General features: G+C 67.3%; 13 protein-coding genes. 9 read left to right on the forward strand and 4 right to left on the reverse strand.

All coding sequences use genetic code 11. From position 1 onward, the window contains the following. Positions 1-9: 9 nt before the first annotated feature. The 6 genes from M673_RS21445 to glpK all read left to right on the forward strand — a co-directional run bounded on the left by M673_RS21445 (position 10) and on the right by glpK (position 6,722). On the forward strand, positions 10-1,086 hold the full coding sequence (locus M673_RS21445) for an ABC transporter ATP-binding protein (RefSeq protein ID WP_061978773.1): 1,077 nt from the start codon (positions 10-12) through the stop codon (positions 1,084-1,086). Between the two features lies 1 nt (position 1,087). Further along, positions 1,088-1,975 carry a carbohydrate ABC transporter permease gene (locus tag M673_RS21450; RefSeq protein WP_061978774.1) on the forward strand — a complete coding sequence of 296 codons (888 nt, stop codon included), beginning with the start codon at positions 1,088-1,090 and terminating at the stop codon, positions 1,973-1,975. An 88-nt stretch (positions 1,976-2,063) separates the two neighbouring features. Continuing rightward, positions 2,064-2,876, forward strand: coding sequence for a carbohydrate ABC transporter permease (locus M673_RS21455; protein ID WP_148640227.1), 813 nt, complete (start codon positions 2,064-2,066; stop codon positions 2,874-2,876). A gap of 62 nt (positions 2,877-2,938) precedes the next feature. Further along, complete coding sequence (locus M673_RS21460) at positions 2,939-3,229, forward strand: DUF2160 domain-containing protein (protein ID WP_061978776.1); 291 nt, start codon at positions 2,939-2,941, stop codon at positions 3,227-3,229. A gap of 133 nt (positions 3,230-3,362) precedes the next feature. Then, positions 3,363-5,141, forward strand: coding sequence for an ABC transporter substrate-binding protein (locus tag M673_RS21465; protein WP_061978777.1), 1,779 nt, complete (start codon positions 3,363-3,365; stop codon positions 5,139-5,141). 93 nt (positions 5,142-5,234) lie between these two features. After that, positions 5,235-6,722, forward strand: coding sequence for a glycerol kinase GlpK (gene glpK / locus M673_RS21470; protein ID WP_061978778.1), 1,488 nt, complete (start codon positions 5,235-5,237; stop codon positions 6,720-6,722). A gap of 19 nt (positions 6,723-6,741) precedes the next feature. On the opposite strand, the gene M673_RS21475 is transcribed toward glpK, so the two are convergent. The 3 genes from M673_RS21475 to M673_RS21485 form a co-directional block, all read right to left on the reverse strand. Beyond that, on the reverse strand, positions 6,742-8,412 hold the full coding sequence (locus tag M673_RS21475) for a putative bifunctional diguanylate cyclase/phosphodiesterase (protein WP_061978779.1): 1,671 nt from the start codon (positions 8,410-8,412) through the stop codon (positions 6,742-6,744). A 127-nt stretch (positions 8,413-8,539) separates the two neighbouring features. Further along, a complete protein-coding gene (locus M673_RS21480) occupies positions 8,540-9,418 on the reverse strand; it encodes an ABC transporter substrate-binding protein (protein WP_244493104.1) in 879 nt (292 codons plus the stop codon). Next, a complete protein-coding gene (locus M673_RS21485; RefSeq protein WP_306302813.1) occupies positions 9,412-11,607 on the reverse strand; it encodes a TonB-dependent siderophore receptor in 2,196 nt (731 codons plus the stop codon). The genes M673_RS21480 and M673_RS21485 overlap by 7 nt, the downstream gene beginning before the upstream one ends. 257 nt (positions 11,608-11,864) lie before the next feature. Between M673_RS21485 and M673_RS21490 the strand changes: the two genes are divergently transcribed. From M673_RS21490 to M673_RS24735, 3 genes are all read left to right on the forward strand, one after another. After that, complete coding sequence (locus tag M673_RS21490; protein ID WP_244493105.1) at positions 11,865-12,629, forward strand: AraC family transcriptional regulator; 765 nt, start codon at positions 11,865-11,867, stop codon at positions 12,627-12,629. A gap of 88 nt (positions 12,630-12,717) precedes the next feature. Then, entirely contained in the window at positions 12,718-14,766 is a 2,049-nt protein-coding gene (locus M673_RS21495) for an iron ABC transporter permease (RefSeq protein WP_082639981.1), read from the forward strand. Positions 14,767-15,168: 402 nt separating this feature from the next. Then, complete coding sequence (locus M673_RS24735; protein ID WP_244493106.1) at positions 15,169-16,728, forward strand: methyl-accepting chemotaxis protein; 1,560 nt, start codon at positions 15,169-15,171, stop codon at positions 16,726-16,728. A gap of 44 nt (positions 16,729-16,772) precedes the next feature. On the opposite strand, the gene M673_RS21505 is transcribed toward M673_RS24735, so the two are convergent. Continuing rightward, positions 16,773-17,534 (reverse strand): SDR family NAD(P)-dependent oxidoreductase, encoded by a 762-nt coding sequence (locus M673_RS21505; RefSeq protein ID WP_061978782.1) that lies wholly within the window; start codon positions 17,532-17,534, stop codon positions 16,773-16,775. Position 17,535 lies beyond the last annotated feature (1 nt).

Here is a 17,535-nt window from a genome sequence, read left to right on the forward strand (position 1 = left end):
AGACAGACCATGGCCGCGATCCGCCTGGACCATATTCGCCACGCCTACACGCCCGAACTCGCCAGGGCCGGCACCTACGCGCTGCGCGAGGTCGACCATCTGTTCGAGGACGGCGGCGCCTATGCGCTGCTCGGCCCCTCGGGCTGCGGGAAGACGACGCTTCTCAACATTATTTCCGGCCTCTTGACGCCCTCCGAAGGCACGCTGCGCTTCGACGAGCGGGACGTGACGACGCTCTCGCCGGAAGCGCGCAACATCGCGCAGGTCTTCCAGTTTCCGGTGATCTACGACACGATGAGCGTGGCGGACAATCTCGCCTTCCCCTTGCGCAACCGGAAGGTCCCCAAGCCCGAGATCGAGCGGCGCGTCGGCGACATGCTGCGCCGGCTGGGGCTCGAGGCCAAGGCCGGGCGCAAGGCGCAGGGGCTCACCGCCGACGAGAAGCAGAAGATCTCGCTGGGGCGCGGCCTCGTGCGCTCGGATGTGAACGCCATTCTGTTCGACGAGCCGCTGACCGTCATCGACCCGCACATGAAATGGCAGCTGCGCTCGCAGCTGAAGGAGCTGCACCGCCAGTTCCGCACCACGATGATCTACGTCACCCACGACCAGACCGAGGCGCTGACCTTCGCCGAGAAGGTCGTGGTGATGACCGAGGGGCAGGTCGTGCAGATCGGCACGCCCGAGGAGCTGTTCGAGCGCCCGCGCCACACGTTCGTCGGCTATTTCATCGGCTCGCCGGGCATGAACGTCCTGCCCTGCCGGCTTGAGGGCGAGGACGCTGTTCTGGCCGGCGGGCGGGTTCGCCTGGGCGGCGGCGCGCGGGTGGCCAGCGGCGCGCGCACCGAACTCGGCATCCGGCCCGAATTCGTGCGGCTCGTGCCGCGCGGGCAAGGTCTGCCGGTGCAGGTCCGCCGGGTGGAGGATCTCGGCGCCGAGCGGGTCGTACGCGCCGAGTTGGACGGGCAGAAGATCGTCTCGATCGTGCCGGAAGGGGTGGCCGTTCCCACTGAGGCGGACGTCGCCTTCGCGCCGGAGGCCCTGCATCTCTACGCCGATTCCTGGCTCGTCGAAGGGAGGGCCTGACATGAACAAGACCTATGACAACCGCGCCTGGCTCATGGTCCTGCCGGTTCTCGTTCTGGTCGCCTTCTCGGCGGTGATCCCGCTGATGACCGTGGTGAACTACTCCGTTCAGGACTCGTTCGGAAACAACGAGTTCTTCTGGGCCGGCACGGAATGGTTCACCGAGATCCTGACCTCGCCGCGCTTCCACGACGCGCTCTGGCGCAACCTTCTCTTCTCCGCCATCATCCTCGCCATCGAGGTGCCGCTCGGTATTCTCGTGGCGCTCGCCATGCCCAAGAAGGGCATCTGGGTGCCGGTCTGCCTCGTGCTGATGGCGCTGCCGCTCCTCATTCCGTGGAACGTCGTGGGCACGATCTGGCAGGTCTTCGGGCGCTCCGACATCGGCCTTCTCGGCCACACGCTGGCCAGCCTCGGCATTCCCTACAACTACGTGCAGAATTCCTTCGACGCCTGGGTGACGCTGATCGTCATGGATGTCTGGCACTGGACGAGCCTCGTCGTGCTCCTTTGCTATGCCGGCCTCGTCTCGATCCCCGACGCTTATTATCAGGCCGCCAAGATCGACGGCGCCTCGCGCTGGGCCGTGTTCCGCTACATCCAGCTGCCGAAGATGGGACGGGTGCTGCTGATCGCCGTGCTGCTGCGCTTCATGGACAGTTTCATGATCTACACCGAGCCTTTCGTGGTCACCGGCGGCGGCCCCGGCAACTCCACCACCTTCCTGTCGATCGATCTGGTGAAGATGGCGGTGGGCCAGTTCGACCTCGGCCCGGCGGCGGCCATGAGCCTCGTCTACTTCCTCATCATCCTCCTCCTGTCCTGGATCTTCTACACCGTCATGACCAATGCCGGCGTGGATCGCCCCACCTCCAAGGGAGACGCTTGAGATGAGCGCGACCGACCTCGGACAAGCCGGCGCGCCCGCGCTGCCGCCGGCGCTGCATTCGGAAGCCGCGATCAAGGCGCGCTCGCGCATGGCCTCGGGCGGCTTCCGGCCCAAGGCGCTGATCCCGATCGTCTACATCCTGTTCCTGCTCGTGCCGATCTATTGGCTCGTCAACATGAGCTTCAAGACCAACAGCGAGATCATCGGCGCCTTCTCGCTGTTCCCCGCCGAGCCGACGCTCGCCAACTACCGGACGATCTTCACCGACCCGTCCTGGTACATGGGCTACGTCAATTCCATCACCTATGTCGTCCTGAACATGGTGATCTCGGTGGCGGCCGCACTGCCCGCCGCCTACGCCTTCTCGCGCTACCGGTTCCTGGGCGACAAGCACCTCTTCTTCTGGCTGCTGACCAATCGCATGGCGCCGCCGGCGGTCTTCGCCCTGCCCTTCTTCCAGCTCTATTCCGCCTTCGGGCTGATCGACACGCATATCGCCGTGGCGCTCGCGCACTGCCTGTTCAACGTGCCGCTGGCGGTCTGGATTCTGGAAGGCTTCATGTCGGGCGTGCCGAAGGAGATCGACGAGACCGCCTATATCGACGGCTATTCCTTCCCACGCTTCTTCGTGAAGATCTTCATGCCCCTGATCGCGAGCGGCATCGGCGTCGCCGCCTTCTTCTGCTTCATGTTCTCCTGGGTCGAACTCCTGATCGCGCGCACGCTGACGGTGACCGAGGCCAAGCCCATCTCCGCCATCATGACGCGCACCGTCTCGGCCGCCGGCATGGACTGGGGCGTGCTGGCAGCGGCGGGCGTCCTCACCATTATCCCCGGCGCGATCGTGATCTGGTTCGTGCGCAACTACATCGCCAAGGGCTTCGCCCTGGGGCGGGTGTGACATGGCACGACTGTCCGAGTTCGCCCGCAACACCATCCCCAACCTCTCCGGGAGGATCTGACATGCCCGATTTTTCCTGGATGGCCTGGACGCTGCCGACCGCCATCTTCTTCGTGGCCATCGCCGGCCTCATCGCCCTGATGGGCGTCTGGGAGGCCGTGTCGCCGGGCGGGGGGCCGCGCTACGGCTTGCTCCGCTTCGAGACGACGCGCGGCGACCGTTTGTTCCTGTCGCTGCTCGGCTCGGCCTTCATCTGCCTCGGCTTCGTCGGGCTCGGCGGCGAGGACGCCAATCTCTGGATCGGCCTCGGCGTGTGCCTGGTCTGGTTCCTTCTCGTCTTCCGCTTCGTCTGACGCCTTCGCGCCCCATGTCGGGGAGGGCGCGGGGCGAAAGGCGTGAAGCGGCACAACAGGTCTTCGCGTCACCGGCCGATCGACGCGGACCCGTCTTCTCGATCGGCCCTTACGTCTCTCTGGGAGGAGCATCATGCAGAAACATCATTGGTTGGCTTCAGTAGCGCTTGCCGCCCTTGCGCTCGCCGGTCCGGCCCATGCCGACATGGGCGCGGCCAAGTCGTTCCTCGACACCGAGGTCAAGGACCTCTCCAGCCTGTCGCGCGGCGACCAGGAAAAGGAGATGCAGTGGTTCATCGACGCCGCCAAGCCCTTCCAGGGCATGGACATCAAGGTCGTCTCGGAAACGCTGACGACGCATGAATACGAGTCGAAGGTGCTGGCCCCGGCCTTCACCGCCATCACCGGCATCAAGGTCACGCACGACCTGATCGGCGAAGGCGACGTCATCGAAAAGCTGCAGACGCAGATGCAGTCGGGCGAGAACATCTACGACGCCTATGTCAACGATTCCGACCTGATCGGCACGCATTGGCGCTACCAGCAGGTCCGCAACCTGACCGACTGGATGGCCGGCGACGGCAAGGACGTGACCAGCCCGACGCTCGACATCGCCGACTTCATCGGCACGAGCTTCACCACCGCGCCCGACAAGAAGCTCTACCAGCTGCCCGACCAGCAGTTCGCCAATCTCTACTGGTTCCGGTACGACTGGTTCAACGACGCGAAGAACAAGGCCGACTTCAAGGCCAAGTACGGCTACGATCTCGGCGTTCCGGTCAACTGGTCGGCCTACGAGGACATCGCCGAATTCTTCACCGGTCGCGAGATCGGGGGCAAGAAGGTCTATGGCCACATGGACTACGGCAAGAAGGACCCTTCGCTCGGCTGGCGCTTCACCGACGCCTGGCTCTCCATGGCCGGCAACGGCGACAAGGGCCTGCCCAACGGCCTGCCCGTGGACGAATGGGGCATTCGCGTCAACGACAAGTCGCAGCCGGTCGGCTCGTGCGTGGCGCGCGGCGGCGACACCAACGGCCCGGCGGCCGTCTACTCCATCGAGAAATATCTCGAATGGCTGAAGAAATACGCCCCGCCGGTGGCGCAGGGCATGAACTTCTCCGAAAGCGGCCCGGTGCCGGCGCAGGGCGAAGTCGCCCAGCAGATCTTCTGGTACACCGCCTTCACCGCCGACGCCGTGAAGCCGGGTCTGCCGGTCGTCAACGAGGACGGCACGCCGAAATGGCGCATGGCCCCCTCGCCGCACGGCGTCTACTGGGTGGACGGCATGAAGCTCGGCTATCAGGACGTCGGCTCGTGGACGCTGATGCAGTCCACGCCCACCGACCGCGCCAAGGCCGCCTGGCTCTACGCCCAGTTCGTCACCTCCAAGACGGTGGACGTGAAGAAGGCCCATCACGGCCTGACCTTCGTTCGCGAATCCACGATCCGCGACAAGAGCTTCACCGAGCGCGCCAAGGATCTCGGCGGTCTGGTCGAGTTCTACCGCTCGCCCGCCCGCAAGCAGTGGTCGCCGACCGGCACCAACGTTCCCGACTATCCCAAGCTCGCTCAGCTCTGGTGGCAGGCGATCGGCGATGCGGCGGCCGGCAACAAGACCCCGCAGCAGGCGATGGACACGCTCTGCGCCGAGCAGGAAAAGGTGATGGCGCGCCTGGAGCGGGCCAAGGTCCAGGGCGACAAGGGCCCCGTGCTCAACAAGGAGCAGGACATGGCCTATTGGGTCGAGGAGGCCAAGAAGAACGGCACGATCGCGCCCCAGCCCAAGAAAGAGAACGAGAAGGAAAAGCCCGTCACCGTCAATTACGACGAGCTGGTGAAGAGCTGGTCCGACGCCGATGCCGCTGCGGCCCAGCCGGGGGCGACCCCCGTCTCGGCCCCGGCGAAGTAAGCCTGGCCCCTCTCGCATCTTGACGAAAGGGCCGGTTCGCCGGCCCTTTCCCTGTTACACCGACCTCTACCGCCTTTCGTTTCGGGAGTTTCCATGGCCGGCTATGTGCTTGCGATCGACCAGGGCACGACGTCCACCCGCGCCATCGTCTTCGACGATGCCTTCCGCATTCTCGGCGTCGGGCAGGAGGAGTTCCCGCAGCATTTCCCGCGCTCCGGCTGGGTCGAGCACGATCCGGAGGACATCTGGCGCTCCACCGTCGCGACGGTGCGCACGGCGCTCGCCGCCGCCTCGCTTTCGGCCGGCGACATCGCGGCGCTCGGCATCACCAACCAGCGCGAAACGACCGTGATCTGGGACCGCGACAGCGGCGCGCCGATCCACAACGCCATCGTCTGGCAGGACCGGCGCACCGCCGAGACCTGCGGGCAGCTGCGTGAGGACGGAGTCGAGGCCGAGGTGACGGGCAAGACCGGCCTCGTGATCGATCCCTATTTCTCCGGCACCAAGATCAGCTGGATTCTCGACAATGTCTCGGGCGCGAGAGCGCGCGCCGAAGCCGGCAAGCTCGCCTTCGGCACGGTGGACAGCTTTCTTCTCTGGCGCCTGACGGGCGGGCGCGTCCACGCAACGGACGCGACCAACGCCAGCCGCACGCTTCTGTTCGACATCGAAGCCAATAGCTGGGACGACGAGCTCCTGAGGCTCCTGCGCGTGCCCCGCGCCCTTCTGCCGGAGGTGCGGGACTGCGCCAGCGATTTCGGCACGACCGATCCCGCCCTGTTCGGCGCCGCCATTCCCATTCTCGGCATGGCGGGGGATCAGCACGCCGCCCTGCTCGGCAATGCCTGTTTCCGGCCGGGCATGACCAAGTCGACCTACGGCACCGGCTGTTTCGCCGTTCTGAACACGGGCGGGACGCGCTGCCATTCGCAGAACCGGCTCCTCTCCACCGTCGGCTATCGCCTCGGCGGCCAAACGACCTTCGCCTTGGAGGGCTCGATCTTCGTTGCCGGCGCGGCGGTGCAATGGCTGCGCGACGGGCTGAAGCTGATCGAGCGGGCCGAGCAGTCCGGCCCCATGGCCGCGAAGGCCAGCGAGGGGGAGGACGTCTATCTCGTGCCCGCCTTCGTCGGGCTGGGCGCGCCCTGGTGGGACGCGGAAGCGCGCGGCGCGATCTACGGGCTGACCCGCAACACCGGCCCGAACGAATTCGCCCGCGCCGCGCTGGAATCGGTCTGCTTCCAGACGGGCGACCTGCTCGGCGCCATGGGGCGGGATTGGCAGGGCGAGGGAGACCGCGTCCTGCGCGTCGACGGCGGCATGGTGTCCAGCGACTGGACCATGCAGCGCCTCGCCGATCTTCTCGACGCACCGGTGGACCGGCCTGTCGTGTTGGAAACCACGGCGCTCGGCGCAGCCTGGCTCGCCGGCTTTCAGGCCGGCGTCTGGCCCGACCAGGACGGATTTTCCGCCAGCTGGCACCTGGAGCGCCGCTTCGAACCGGGCATGTCTCCGGTGGAACGCGGCCGCAAGCTCGCCGGCTGGGCCTCCGCCGTGAAGCGCACGCTGACGCCGTGAGAAGCTGGTCTCTCCGGGGTCAGGCCGTGCGCTGAAAGTCCTCGATCTCGACCGGCCCCGGTCGCCCGTAGAGGAAGCCCTGATGGATCAGGCAGTCGCTGGCGAGAAGCACCTCGCGCTGGCGCTCGGTCTCGATCCCTTCGGCCACGGCCGTCAGATTGTAGCCCCGACACAGCGCGATGACCGACTGCACCACGGCGGCGCAGCCGTCCTCGCCGTCGAGATCGGCAACGAAGCTGCGGTCGATCTTGATGCGGGTCAAAGGCAGGGCGCGCACCAGGGCGAGGGACGAGAATCCCGTGCCGAAATCATCGAGCGCGATGCCGACGCCGAGATCGCGCACCGAGCGAAGCGTCCCGCTGGCGCTTTCCAGATCTTCGAGGATCGCGGTCTCGGTGATCTCCAGTTCCAGCCGATGCGCCGCAAGACCAGTGGACGCGAGGATCGAGCCGACGAGATCGGCCAGCCCCTCGCCGCGCAGCTGGGTCGCCGAAAGGTTGACGGCAATCGTCAGATGCGGCGCCCAGGCGGCGGCGTCGCGGCAAGCCGTTCGCAGCACCCATTCGCCGATCTGCGGCATGAGGCCGAGCTTCTCCGCCACAGGCACGAACTCGGCGGGCGAAACGGAGACGCCCGTCTGGTCGACCCAGCGCAGGAGCGCCTCGTAGCCCAGGATTTCCTGGCTGCGCCCATCCACAAGTGGCTGGTAGGCGAGCTGGAAATCGCATGTCGAGGCGGCATGGCGCAGCTTGAGTTCGAGCAGCGAGCGGGCGAGCGCGACCTCGTTCATCGACATGTCGTAGAACCGAACGCAGTTCCGGCCTTCGCTCTTGGCGCGGTAAAGCGCCTGGTCGGCGCTGCGGTAGAGCGCGGGAATCTCGTCGCCGTCCTGCGGAGCGATAGCGACGCCGACGCTCGCGCCGATATTGGCCGTGTGCGCCCCGATCTCGATCGGGCGGTTCATCGCCGCGACGATGTCGTTCGCCATGGCGGCGATGTCGCTCTGGCTGGGCGAGTTGAACTGGAGAATGGCGAACTCGTCGCCTCCCAGCCGGCCCGCCACGCCATGAAGCCCCGCGACCGTCTCAAGCCGCCGGGCGACCTCGCATAGGACCTCGTCGCCGACGAGATGGCCGAACATGTCGTTCACGGGTTTGAAGCGGTCGAGATCGACATAGTGAAGCGCGATGCGCGAGCCGTAGGTGATCTGCGGAAACTGGATCTCGAAATGTTCGCCGAGGCCGACACGGTTGGGAAGCCCGGTCAGCCCGTCATGCAGCGCCTGGAACCGGAAGCGCTGTTCGGAGCTGCGCTGATCGGTTAGGTCGCGCGTTACCTTGGCAAAGCCGATGAAGTCGCCGTCCTCGTCGTGGATGGCGTCCAGCGCGACGCTGGCCCAGAAGGCGGTCCCGTCCTGGCGGTAGCGCCAGCCTTCCGTCGCGAAATGGCCGTAGCGCCGGGCCAGCTCGAGATTGCGCCGCGGCACGCCCTGCTCGCGGTCCTTCTTCGAGTAGAAGCACTCGTAGTTCTTGCCGACGATCTCCTCGGCCTTGTAGCCCTTGGCCCGCTGCGCCCCGGCGTTCCAGTTCAGAACGGTGCCGTCCTCGGCGAGAAGGTAGATCGCGTAATCCTTCACGCTTTGAACGAGCAGACGGTACATCAGTTCGGAGGTGATCGACTTCTTGGCCATGCGCTTCCCCATCGCCTGTCACCCTGGGCCGCCGCGGTAAACAATTTGCCCACGATACAGGCGCGCCCTATGTTGGGCGTCCGATTTTTCGACCCTTGCGGGCTTATGCCGCGTCTGACGGCTGGGGTCAGCGCAGCGCGCCGACGACGCTTTCGACGCTCCGCATCAGCGAACCGAAGGCGCCGAACGGCCAGGGCTTACCCCCTGTCGGCGCGACATGGCCGGCGGCCACCATGGGAAGCAGGGGCCAGAGCGGGCTTGCGGTCAGTGCGGGCGGCAGCTCGGCGTCGAGAAGAACGAGATGCGTCTCGGCCGGCAGCGCGGCCAGTTGCTCGAGGCCGAGCGTGGTGAAACCGAAGGGCTGCGGCTCCGCGAAGGGCGGCGGGGGAAAGCCGACGCGCGCGAGACATTGCGCGAGCGCCGCGTTCGAGGTGAAGACGCGAAGGCGCGCAACGCCCGGCAGTGGCTGCGCGACGAGAAGCGGGCGCGAGGCCGCCGCCGCGCCATGGCGCTCCGCAAGCCCGGCCAACCGCGTCTCGACATCGGCGAGGATGCGGTCGGCCTCCCCCGCCCGGCCCACCAGAGCGCCGATCTCCCGCGTCGCCGCTCGCAGCGCGGCGAGCATGTCGAGATCGGCGGGATTGTCGGCGATCAGCGTTGTCGGCGCGATCGCGGAGAGTTCCGCCTCGATCGACCGGTGGCGAAACGCGCTGGCGAGGATCAGGTCCGGCCGCAAGCGCGAGATCGCCTCCAAGCTCGGCTGCTGGCGCCGTCCGAGATCGGGCACGGCGGCAAGTTCGTCGGACGCGATGCTCACCCAGCTCGCATAACCCTCGCGCTCCGCGACGCCCGCCGGCACGAGCCCCAGAAGAAGCAGGATCTCCGTCGAGTTCCATTCGAGCGCCACGACCTTGCGCGCCCGCTCCCCGGCCCAAAGAGGCCCAGGCAGGGCGAGCGACGCGAGGCCGCCCGCCAGAACGCTTCGCCGCGAAAGCGGCATCACCATTTGACGCTCGCCGTCGCGACCACGCTGCGGCCCTGCCCGAAATAGCACTGGGTCGAGATGTTGCAGCCGGCGACATAGGTCTTGTCGCCGAGATTGGTCGCGTTGACCTGCAAAGCCCAATTGTGAACGTCGTAGCGCACGAAGGCGTCGGCCAGGACATAGCTCGGCACGAAGAACGTGTTGGCATCGTCGCCCGCCGTGGCGCCGATCCGCCGCACGCCGCCGCCGATCTTCAATGTGCCCGGCAGGGCGTCGGGCATGGGAACGTCGTAGGACAGGAAGAGGCTCTGCTGCTGCTTCGGCACGGTGTAGGGCCTGTTTCCGACATTGGCGGCCGTCTTGCTCCTGGAAATTTCCGGGTCCTGAACGCTCAAGGCCGCCACGAGATCGAGCCCGTCGAAGACGCGCGCCGTCGCCTCCAGTTCGACGCCGCGCACCCGCACCTCGTCGGTCTGATAGTAGACGCCCGCGGTGCGGTTGACGACGTTCTGCTGCGTCGCCTCGAAGGCCGAAAGGGTCACCGAATACGGCGCGGCATCGGGCGAGAACTTGATGCCGGCCTCGATCAGCTCGCCCGTCGTCGGCTTCAGCGCCGTGTCGGTCAGCGTCAGCACCGGCTGGAACGAGGTCGAGTAGAGCGCATAGGGCGTCAGCCCGTTGTCGAACGCATAGGCGAGCCCGAGACGGCCGGTCGTCTGGCCGGGGTCCTGGCGATAGGTCGAGGTGACGCCCGTCGCGAGCGTGGTGGAATCCGAGTCGATCTCGACGAAGTCGTGCCGCAGGCCGCCGGTCACGCGCAGGCGCCCCCATTCCATCTGGTCCTGGACATAGAGCCCGGCCTGGCGCTGCGTCTGCTGGAGGCGGGCCGTCACGGACGGCGGGCTGTAGGGCTTGTCGTAGACGGGGCGATAAAGGTCCTGCGTCGGACCGTTCGCCGAGCCCGTGTCGTTGTCGAGGCTCTGCCATTGCAGATCGACGCCGCCGAGGAGGGTGTGGGACACCGCGCCCGTTTCGAAGCGGACTTCCCCGTTGGTGTCCAGCGCCAGGGCGTCGAGCGTGGGATAGGCGGCGTAGTTCAGCCGCGTGATGGTGCGCTCGTCCCTCGCGATGCCACGCGTGAAGAGATTCTCGTAGGCGAGGTCGAGATGGGAATAGCGGAAGTTCTGGCGGATCGTGACGCCGCCGTCGAACGCATGCTCGAAGCGATAGCCGGCATAGCCCGACTCCTTGTCGTAGGTCGCCCAGCGCGGATCGCCGTCGGAGAAGTCGCGCGCGATCCGCTGGCCGCGACTATTGGGATACACGCTGCCGAGCGCCGGCACGATGGCGCCGACCTGCCCCAGCTCGTCGCGGGCATAGGCCCCGTAGATCGTGAAATTCGTCGCCGCGTCCGGCTCCCATCGCAGGACGGGGCTTACCGCGATGTGGTCGTTGCGGCCGAGATAGATGTCGGTGTCGGCGTCGCGCCAGACGCCCATGAGGCGATAGGACAGGGTCTTGTCGGCGTTCAGCGGCCCGGTGAGATCGACGCCGACCTCCTTCTGCCGGTGGCTGCCGATGCGCGTGTAGATCTCGCCGCCCGCCTCGGTCTGCGGGTCCTTCGACACCATGTTGACGACGCCGCCGACATTGGCCTGCCCGAACAGGGCCGAGCTCGGACCACGCAGGATTTCGACCCGGTTCAGGAAGAAGGGCTCGATGCGGAAGCCGGCATAGCCGCCCGTCTGGTTGGCGATCTGCGGCACGCGCAAGCCGTCGAGATAAAGATCGGCGGGAAATCCGCGCACGGTGAAATAGTCCGAGCGCGGGTCGTTTCCGTAGCGCTGCCCGTTGACGCCCGCGCTGTAGAGAAGGCTTTCCGACACGGTCTGCACCGCCCGGTCGTCCATGTTGTCGCGCGTGACGACGGAGATCGACTGCGGCGTCTCGTTGATCGGCGTCGCGGTCTTGGTCGCGGAAGCGCTGTCGCGCGCGACATAGCCGGGGGGATTGGAGCGCGGGCCTTGCCCGCCGACGCCCGTCACCGTCACGGTGTCGAGCTGGATCGCTTCCATCTCCTCGGCCAGCGAGACGGCGGGCGCGGCGCAGACCGCGAGCGCGGCGGTCGAGACCTTCAGGATCGCGGAAAACCCGTGGCGACGCGCCGCCGGCCCGTTGCCGCAGCGCTTGTTGGTTTCGGACAGACCCACGGCTCGTAATCCCCTCGCATCGTCGTCTCCTGATGGAAGGAGACCGTTCGGGCGGGATAACTAGACTTTACAACTCAACTTTGTCAGGTCAAAAAACGGCTGCATCGGGCCATGATCCGGCCCGGAGGCGCCGTCTCGGTTCGAGGTCCGATTTCGGGCCAGGATCGGGTTTTGACAGCGCGACGAGAGCGATCCAATCCGAACGCGAAGAGGCTTTCATGCGGCAGGCGGACCAGGCGTCAGGGATGGAGCAAGCTGTGAGCGAACCGGCACGGGCGACGGTGACGCGCGTCACCGCGCTCGATCTCCAGAGCGCCGCCCGGCCCGTCGCCGCGATGGAACGGTTCTATCCCGGCGCCATGGATTTCGGCTGGCACAGCCATCGCCGGGCGCAGTTCCTCCATTGCGTGCAGGGCTTCATGACGGCCCGGGTTCCCGGCACGTCCTTCATCATCCCAAGCGGCCACGGTCTCGTCATCGCGCCCGATCTGCCCCATGCGGTGAAGGCGCATGGGCCGGTGCGAATGTGGTCGGTCTATGCCGAGCCGGAGGCATGCGGAGAGCCGGCCTGGGACGGGGCGCGGGTCGTCCAGGCGTCGAGGCTCCTTTGCGCCTGCCTGGAAGCGCTTGTGAAGGAGCCGGCGGAGGGCGGGTCCGAGCGGGCCGACCATCTCTCGGCGCTTGTGCTGGGAGAGATCGCCGCCGCCGAACCGGGGCGCCTGGCGCTTCCCGAGCCCGCCGAGCGGCGCATCCAGAGCCTGTGCCGGGAGCTCTCCGCCCAGCCCGCCACGGATCTCGACATCGACGCCTGGGCGGATCGGCTCGGCATGAGCCGGCGCACCCTGACGCGGCGGTTCCGCACCGAGACGGGCATGAGCTTCGTGGAATGGCGCCGCAGGCTCCGGGTCGCCCATGTCATGCGCCTCAAGGCGGAGGGCGAGCGGCTGGAGGACATCGCGGAACGCGTGGGCTATCGCAGCGTCTCGGCGCTGCGCGCCGCTCTGCGCGAGGCGCTGCCCTAGAGCGCCCGCCTTTCTGGCTGCCTGCGACACCGAACGAAAACCCTCGATCATCCTCCGCTCAGACATCCCGCCAGGCGCTTCGCAGACCATGAAGACAGACATTTCGGAGCGGTTTGAGGGTTCGGCAGGACGCGAGAGACACCGCGCGCCCGCACGGCATGGTCCGAAGCGGGCGGCTCTGGGGCGCCGTCCGGCCGCCCATCCCTGGCGTCTTCTCCTGTGCTGCGCGCTTCTGGTGCTCGCCAGCTGTCCGCCGGCCCTCATCGTCGGCACCGACCTTTTGGGGTGGGGCGATCTCACGCGGCTGTTTCAGCCTCGGCCGGGGATCCAACAGGCCGTTCTGGAGACGCTGCGGCTTCCTCGCCTTCTCGTGGCGATCCTGATCGGCGCGGCGCTCGGCACGGCCGGCGCCCTCATGCAGAGCGTGCTTCGCAACAGTCTGGCCGCGCCCGACATCGTCGGCGTCACCAGCGCCGCGCAGCTGGCGCTCGTCGCCAACCATCTCCTGTTCTCGGCAGCGGTGCCCGACCTGGCGGCGACCTCGCTCGGCGGCCTCGCCGGTTGCCTCCTGTCGCTGGCGGTGGCAGGCGGCGCCCGCGTGGCGCCGGCCCGGCTGGCGCTGGCCGGCGTCGCGGTGTCCCTAGGGCTCGGCGCCCTGTCCTCGGCTATCGTTCTGTTTGCCGACGACCGCGCGTCCGGCCTCGTTCTCTGGAGCGCGGGCTTCCTCGATCAGACCGGCTGGGATCGGCTCCGACAGGTCGCGCCCGGTCTCGGCCTCGGTCTCGTCTTGGCGCTTCTTCTTGCCCGAAGCCTCGACATCGCGAGCCTTGGGGAGGAAACGGCCGGCAATCTCGGGCTCGGCCGCGCCGTTCCTTTCTTGAGCCTCGGCGTCGCCGTCCTCCTGTCGGGCGCGGCGGTCTCGCTGGCGGGGCCGATCGGCTTCGTCGGCTTGGCCGTGCCCAATCTCGCGCGCATGGCGGTGGGGTCGCGGCACCGGCATGTGCTGCCGCTCTCCGCTGTGGGCGGCGCGCTCGTGCTGCTTTGGGCCGATATCGCCGCGCAGGCTCTCGGTGCCAACGGCGCGCTGCCGACCGGGGCGCTCGTCGCCTGCGTCGGCGCGCCCGCCATGCTGTTCCTGGTCTTGCGCATGCGGGGTGGAGCCCGGCAGGGCGGCGGCGATCGCGCCCCGTCGCCCCGGGCGCTTCTGCCTCCTGCCCGGCTGGCCGCGCTTCTCCTGGCTCTTCTTCTGTGCGCCGGCCTCGCCGGGCTGGCGGCGGGGGACGGATGGGCCTTTGCAAACGGCCCTTTCCTCGACACCGCCGCGATGCGACTGCCGAGGCTCCTCGCCGCCGCCGGCGCGGGTGCGCTGCTGGGCCTTGCCGGAACGCTTCTCCAGACGCTGACGCGAAACCCGCTGGCCGGCCCCGAGACGCTCGGCATTCTGCAAGGGGCGGCCTTGTTCAGCCTCGTGGCGATCGGCTTCGGCGCCGTGCCGGGCTCGCTCGGCTTCTTTGCTGCCACCTCGGCGGGCGGCGGCGTGGTGGTTCTCGTGCTCGCCGCGCTGAAGGCCGAGCGAGATCCGCTCAAGCTGGTTCTGTGCGGCGTCGCCCTTGCGGCGGGCTTCGGCGCGCTGTCCACGCTTTTCGTGGTGAACGCGCAGTTCCAGATGACGGAAGCCCTGTCCTGGCTCGCGGGGTCGACGCATGGCCGGAGCCTCACGCAGGCCGCCGTGCCGATCCCCTTCGCCGCGATCCTGCTTCTGGTGCTCTGGCTGGCACGGCGATCCTTCGACGTTCTGGCGCAGGGGGACGAGACGGCCCGCTCCCTCGGCCTCGCCGTTCCCGCCACGCGGCGGCTCGCGCTCGGAGCCGCGACCCTGGCGACGGGGCTTGCGGTCTCGACCGTGGGCGCCGTCGGCTTCATCGGCCTTCTCGCGCCCCATGCGGTGCGCATGCTCGGCGGCTCGAGGCACGGCGTTCTCCTGCCGGCCGCGATGGGAATGGGCGCGGCGGTCACCATGCTGGCCGATGCGGTGGGGCGCGCCGTGCTGGCGCCCTACGAAGTGCCGGTCGGCATCGTGACGGCGCTGGTCGGTGTGCCGCTGTTTCTCGGCATCCTACGCCGCAGCCCTCGCTAGAGCATCTGCCGGTTGAGCGAACAGGCTCGGCCGTCGGATGATGCGATGAAAACGAGACTGCGGAAGCGTTTTCGCCGAGAGCCGTTCAGCGATCGAGAAGCCAGAGCGAGGCGGGTGTTGCCGCTTTCAACGTCGGCGCGGCAATGGAAGCCTCGCGCGATCCAGTCGCGACGACAGAAATCCGTCCAAAGACGCGCTCATATCCTCAAGCGTTATGTCGAATGATCCGGCAATGAGGCATTCACATCAATCTTATCCCATCGATGATTTGAATCGCTCATTCAATCGCTCCTTAACACTCTTATCTTACCAGAACGTAAGATGCGCAGTACGCCTGACCTCTCGATATAAGGTATGGTTAAATTGTCCGCCTCCAGAATGCTTCTCCTCTTCGGAGCGTTTGTGACAGTTCTTTTCGTCGCGGCACTCGGAACGCAGACATACGCATTCCTGACTTTGCGGATCGGCGGCGAGAGCTATGAACGCATCATTGCCGGGCGCGATCTCCAGGCCGACATTCTACCGCCCCCGCTTTTTCTGTCGGAGGCCTATCGGCTGGCGTTTCAGGCGCGATTTTCCCACGACGATCTCGATCCGATCCTGAAGTCGATCAAGGCCGCGCATGCCAGCTACGCGGAACGGATTGCCTATTGGAGTTCGCACGAACTTGCGGACCAGTTGAAGAGCGCGCTGCTCGGGCCAGTCCAGGCCACGTCCCGCGAATTCTGGTCGGTTCTGGACTCTCAGGCTCTGCCCGCCATCAAGTCGGGCGACGCGGCCGGGATCGACACCGCGTTCGGGGCTCTCGGACAAGCGTTCAGCCAGCACGCGGCCGCCGTCGATAGTCTCGTCAAAGCGTCCACCGCCTATGCCGAAGCGGAGGAGCAGACGGCGACGGAGACGACACGCCTGCTTCTCATCGTCTCCAGCCTCGTTTCCGCCACGTCCCTCATTCTCTTCCTGGGCGGCCTCCTTTTCTTCAATCGAAAGGCCATCGCGCCACTGCGCTTCGTCTCCGCCGAGATCGGCCGTTTCGCCGAGGGCGATCTGCGGCCCGCTCGCTCGAACGGCGCGCGGCGCCTGAGCGGCGAGTTGCAGATCCTGACCGAGCGCATGCGCGCCAATCTGGTCAAGACATTGCAGGCCGCGCAGATGTCCGCCTCCAGCGTTTCCGGCGGCTCGATGCAGTCGGCCGCGACGGCCGAGCAATTGTCCGCCGGCTCCAGCGAACAGGCGGCAGCGTCCGAACAGGCCTCCGCCGCCGTGGAAGAGATGGCGGGCAATGTCCGGCAGAACGCCGACAACGCCGCGCAGACCGAGAAGATCGCCGTCCAAGCCAATGTCAGCGCCGAGCGCACCGGCACGGCCGTGGTGGAATCAATGGAAGCGATGCGCATCATCGTGGAGAAGATCGCGATCATCCGCGAGATCGCGCGCCAGACCGATCTTCTCGCCTTGAACGCGGCGATCGAGGCGGCGCGCGCGGGGCAGCACGGCAAGGGCTTCGCCGTGGTCGCCTCCGAAGTGCGGAAGCTGGCCGAACGGAGCCAGGAGGCCGCGACGGAGATCAGCGAGCTCTCGAACTCGACGCTCACACGCTCCGAGGAAGCCGGCGAAATGCTGAGCCAGCTCGTGCCCGACATTCGACGCACGGCCGATCTGGTGAGCGAAATCTCGGCCGCCTGCCGCGAGCAGTCGGTCGGAATCGAGCAGATCAATCAGGCGATCCAGCAGCTGGATCAGGTGACGCAGAGCAATGCCAGCGCGGCCAACGAGATGGCGGCGACGGCCGAGCAGCTCTCCACTGAAGCCGCCAATCTCAGCGACTATGTCAGCTTCTTCAAGGTGGCCGAGGAGACGGCCGCCGCGAACAGCGACATGTCCGGGTCCGAAACCACCGGGACCCCGCCGGGCGAGACAACGGCGGCGCCCGCCTCCTCGCTGCGCCGGCTCGCGGCCTGAGCGGTTCCCGGGGCGCCCTTCGCGGTGCTCTCGGCAATCCCCGATCAGATCGAGCCGGCATCCACGGGATACCAGCCGGCGGTGCACATGGCGGCATTGTCGGACGCCAGAAACAGAACCATCGCCGCGACGAAGGCTGGCGTGTTCAGATCGGGCAGGCACTGCCGGGCGCGATGGGCCTCCAGCCCTTCGGGGCTGGCCCAGAGCGTCAACTGTCGCTCGGTCATGACCCAGCTCGGCACCACCGTGTTGACGCGGATGCGATGCGGGCCGAGATCGCGCGCGAAGGAACGTGTCAATCCATGGATGCCGGCCTTGGCGCTGGTGTAGACCGGCATCCCGCCGACCCCCTCCATCCACGAGGCCGAGCCCATATTGACGATCGCGCCGCCCCCGCGCGCGATCATGCCGGGCGCGACGGCCTGGATGGCGAAGAACAGATGGCGCAGATTGATCGCCGACAGCCGATCGTAGCGCTCCGGCGTCACCTCGCGCCAGTCGTGCCGATCGTCCAGCGCGGCATTGTTGACGAGGATTTCGGCCGGGCCGAGCGTCGCGGCAAGGCTTGCGAAACCCGACCGAAGCCCCTCGATATCGGTCACGTCGCAGCGCTCGAAGCGGACCTCGGCGCCCGCCTCGCGCCAGCGCGTCACGAGTGCTTCGCCCGCCGCCCCGTCGATATCCACGAAGCCGACGCGGGCCTCCTGCTCCGCGAAGGCGCCGACGATCTCCGCGCCGATGCCGGACGCCCCGCCCGTGACGAAGACGGAGCGGCCGTGCAGGCTGGGATAGATGGCTCGTTCCATG

The sequence above is a fragment of the Aureimonas sp. AU20 genome, assembly GCF_001442755.1.
Lineage (GTDB): Bacteria > Pseudomonadota > Alphaproteobacteria > Rhizobiales > Rhizobiaceae > Aureimonas.

Coding starts and splice junctions, on each gene's coding strand:
- M673_RS21445 (WP_061978773.1), top strand. CDS start 10: ATGGCCGCGATCCGCCTGGACCATATTCGCCACGCCTACACGCCCGAA.
- M673_RS21450 (WP_061978774.1), top strand. CDS start 1,088: ATGAACAAGACCTATGACAACCGCGCCTGGCTCATGGTCCTGCCGGTT.
- M673_RS21455 (WP_148640227.1), top strand. CDS start 2,064: ATGGCCTCGGGCGGCTTCCGGCCCAAGGCGCTGATCCCGATCGTCTAC.
- M673_RS21460 (WP_061978776.1), top strand. CDS start 2,939: ATGCCCGATTTTTCCTGGATGGCCTGGACGCTGCCGACCGCCATCTTC.
- M673_RS21465 (WP_061978777.1), top strand. CDS start 3,363: ATGCAGAAACATCATTGGTTGGCTTCAGTAGCGCTTGCCGCCCTTGCG.
- glpK (WP_061978778.1), top strand. CDS start 5,235: ATGGCCGGCTATGTGCTTGCGATCGACCAGGGCACGACGTCCACCCGC.
- M673_RS21475 (WP_061978779.1), bottom strand. CDS start 8,412: ATGGCCAAGAAGTCGATCACCTCCGAACTGATGTACCGTCTGCTCGTT.
- M673_RS21480 (WP_244493104.1), bottom strand. CDS start 9,418: ATGGTGATGCCGCTTTCGCGGCGAAGCGTTCTGGCGGGCGGCCTCGCG.
- M673_RS21495 (WP_082639981.1), top strand. CDS start 12,718: ATGAAGACAGACATTTCGGAGCGGTTTGAGGGTTCGGCAGGACGCGAG.
- M673_RS21505 (WP_061978782.1), bottom strand. CDS start 17,534: ATGGAACGAGCCATCTATCCCAGCCTGCACGGCCGCTCCGTCTTCGTC.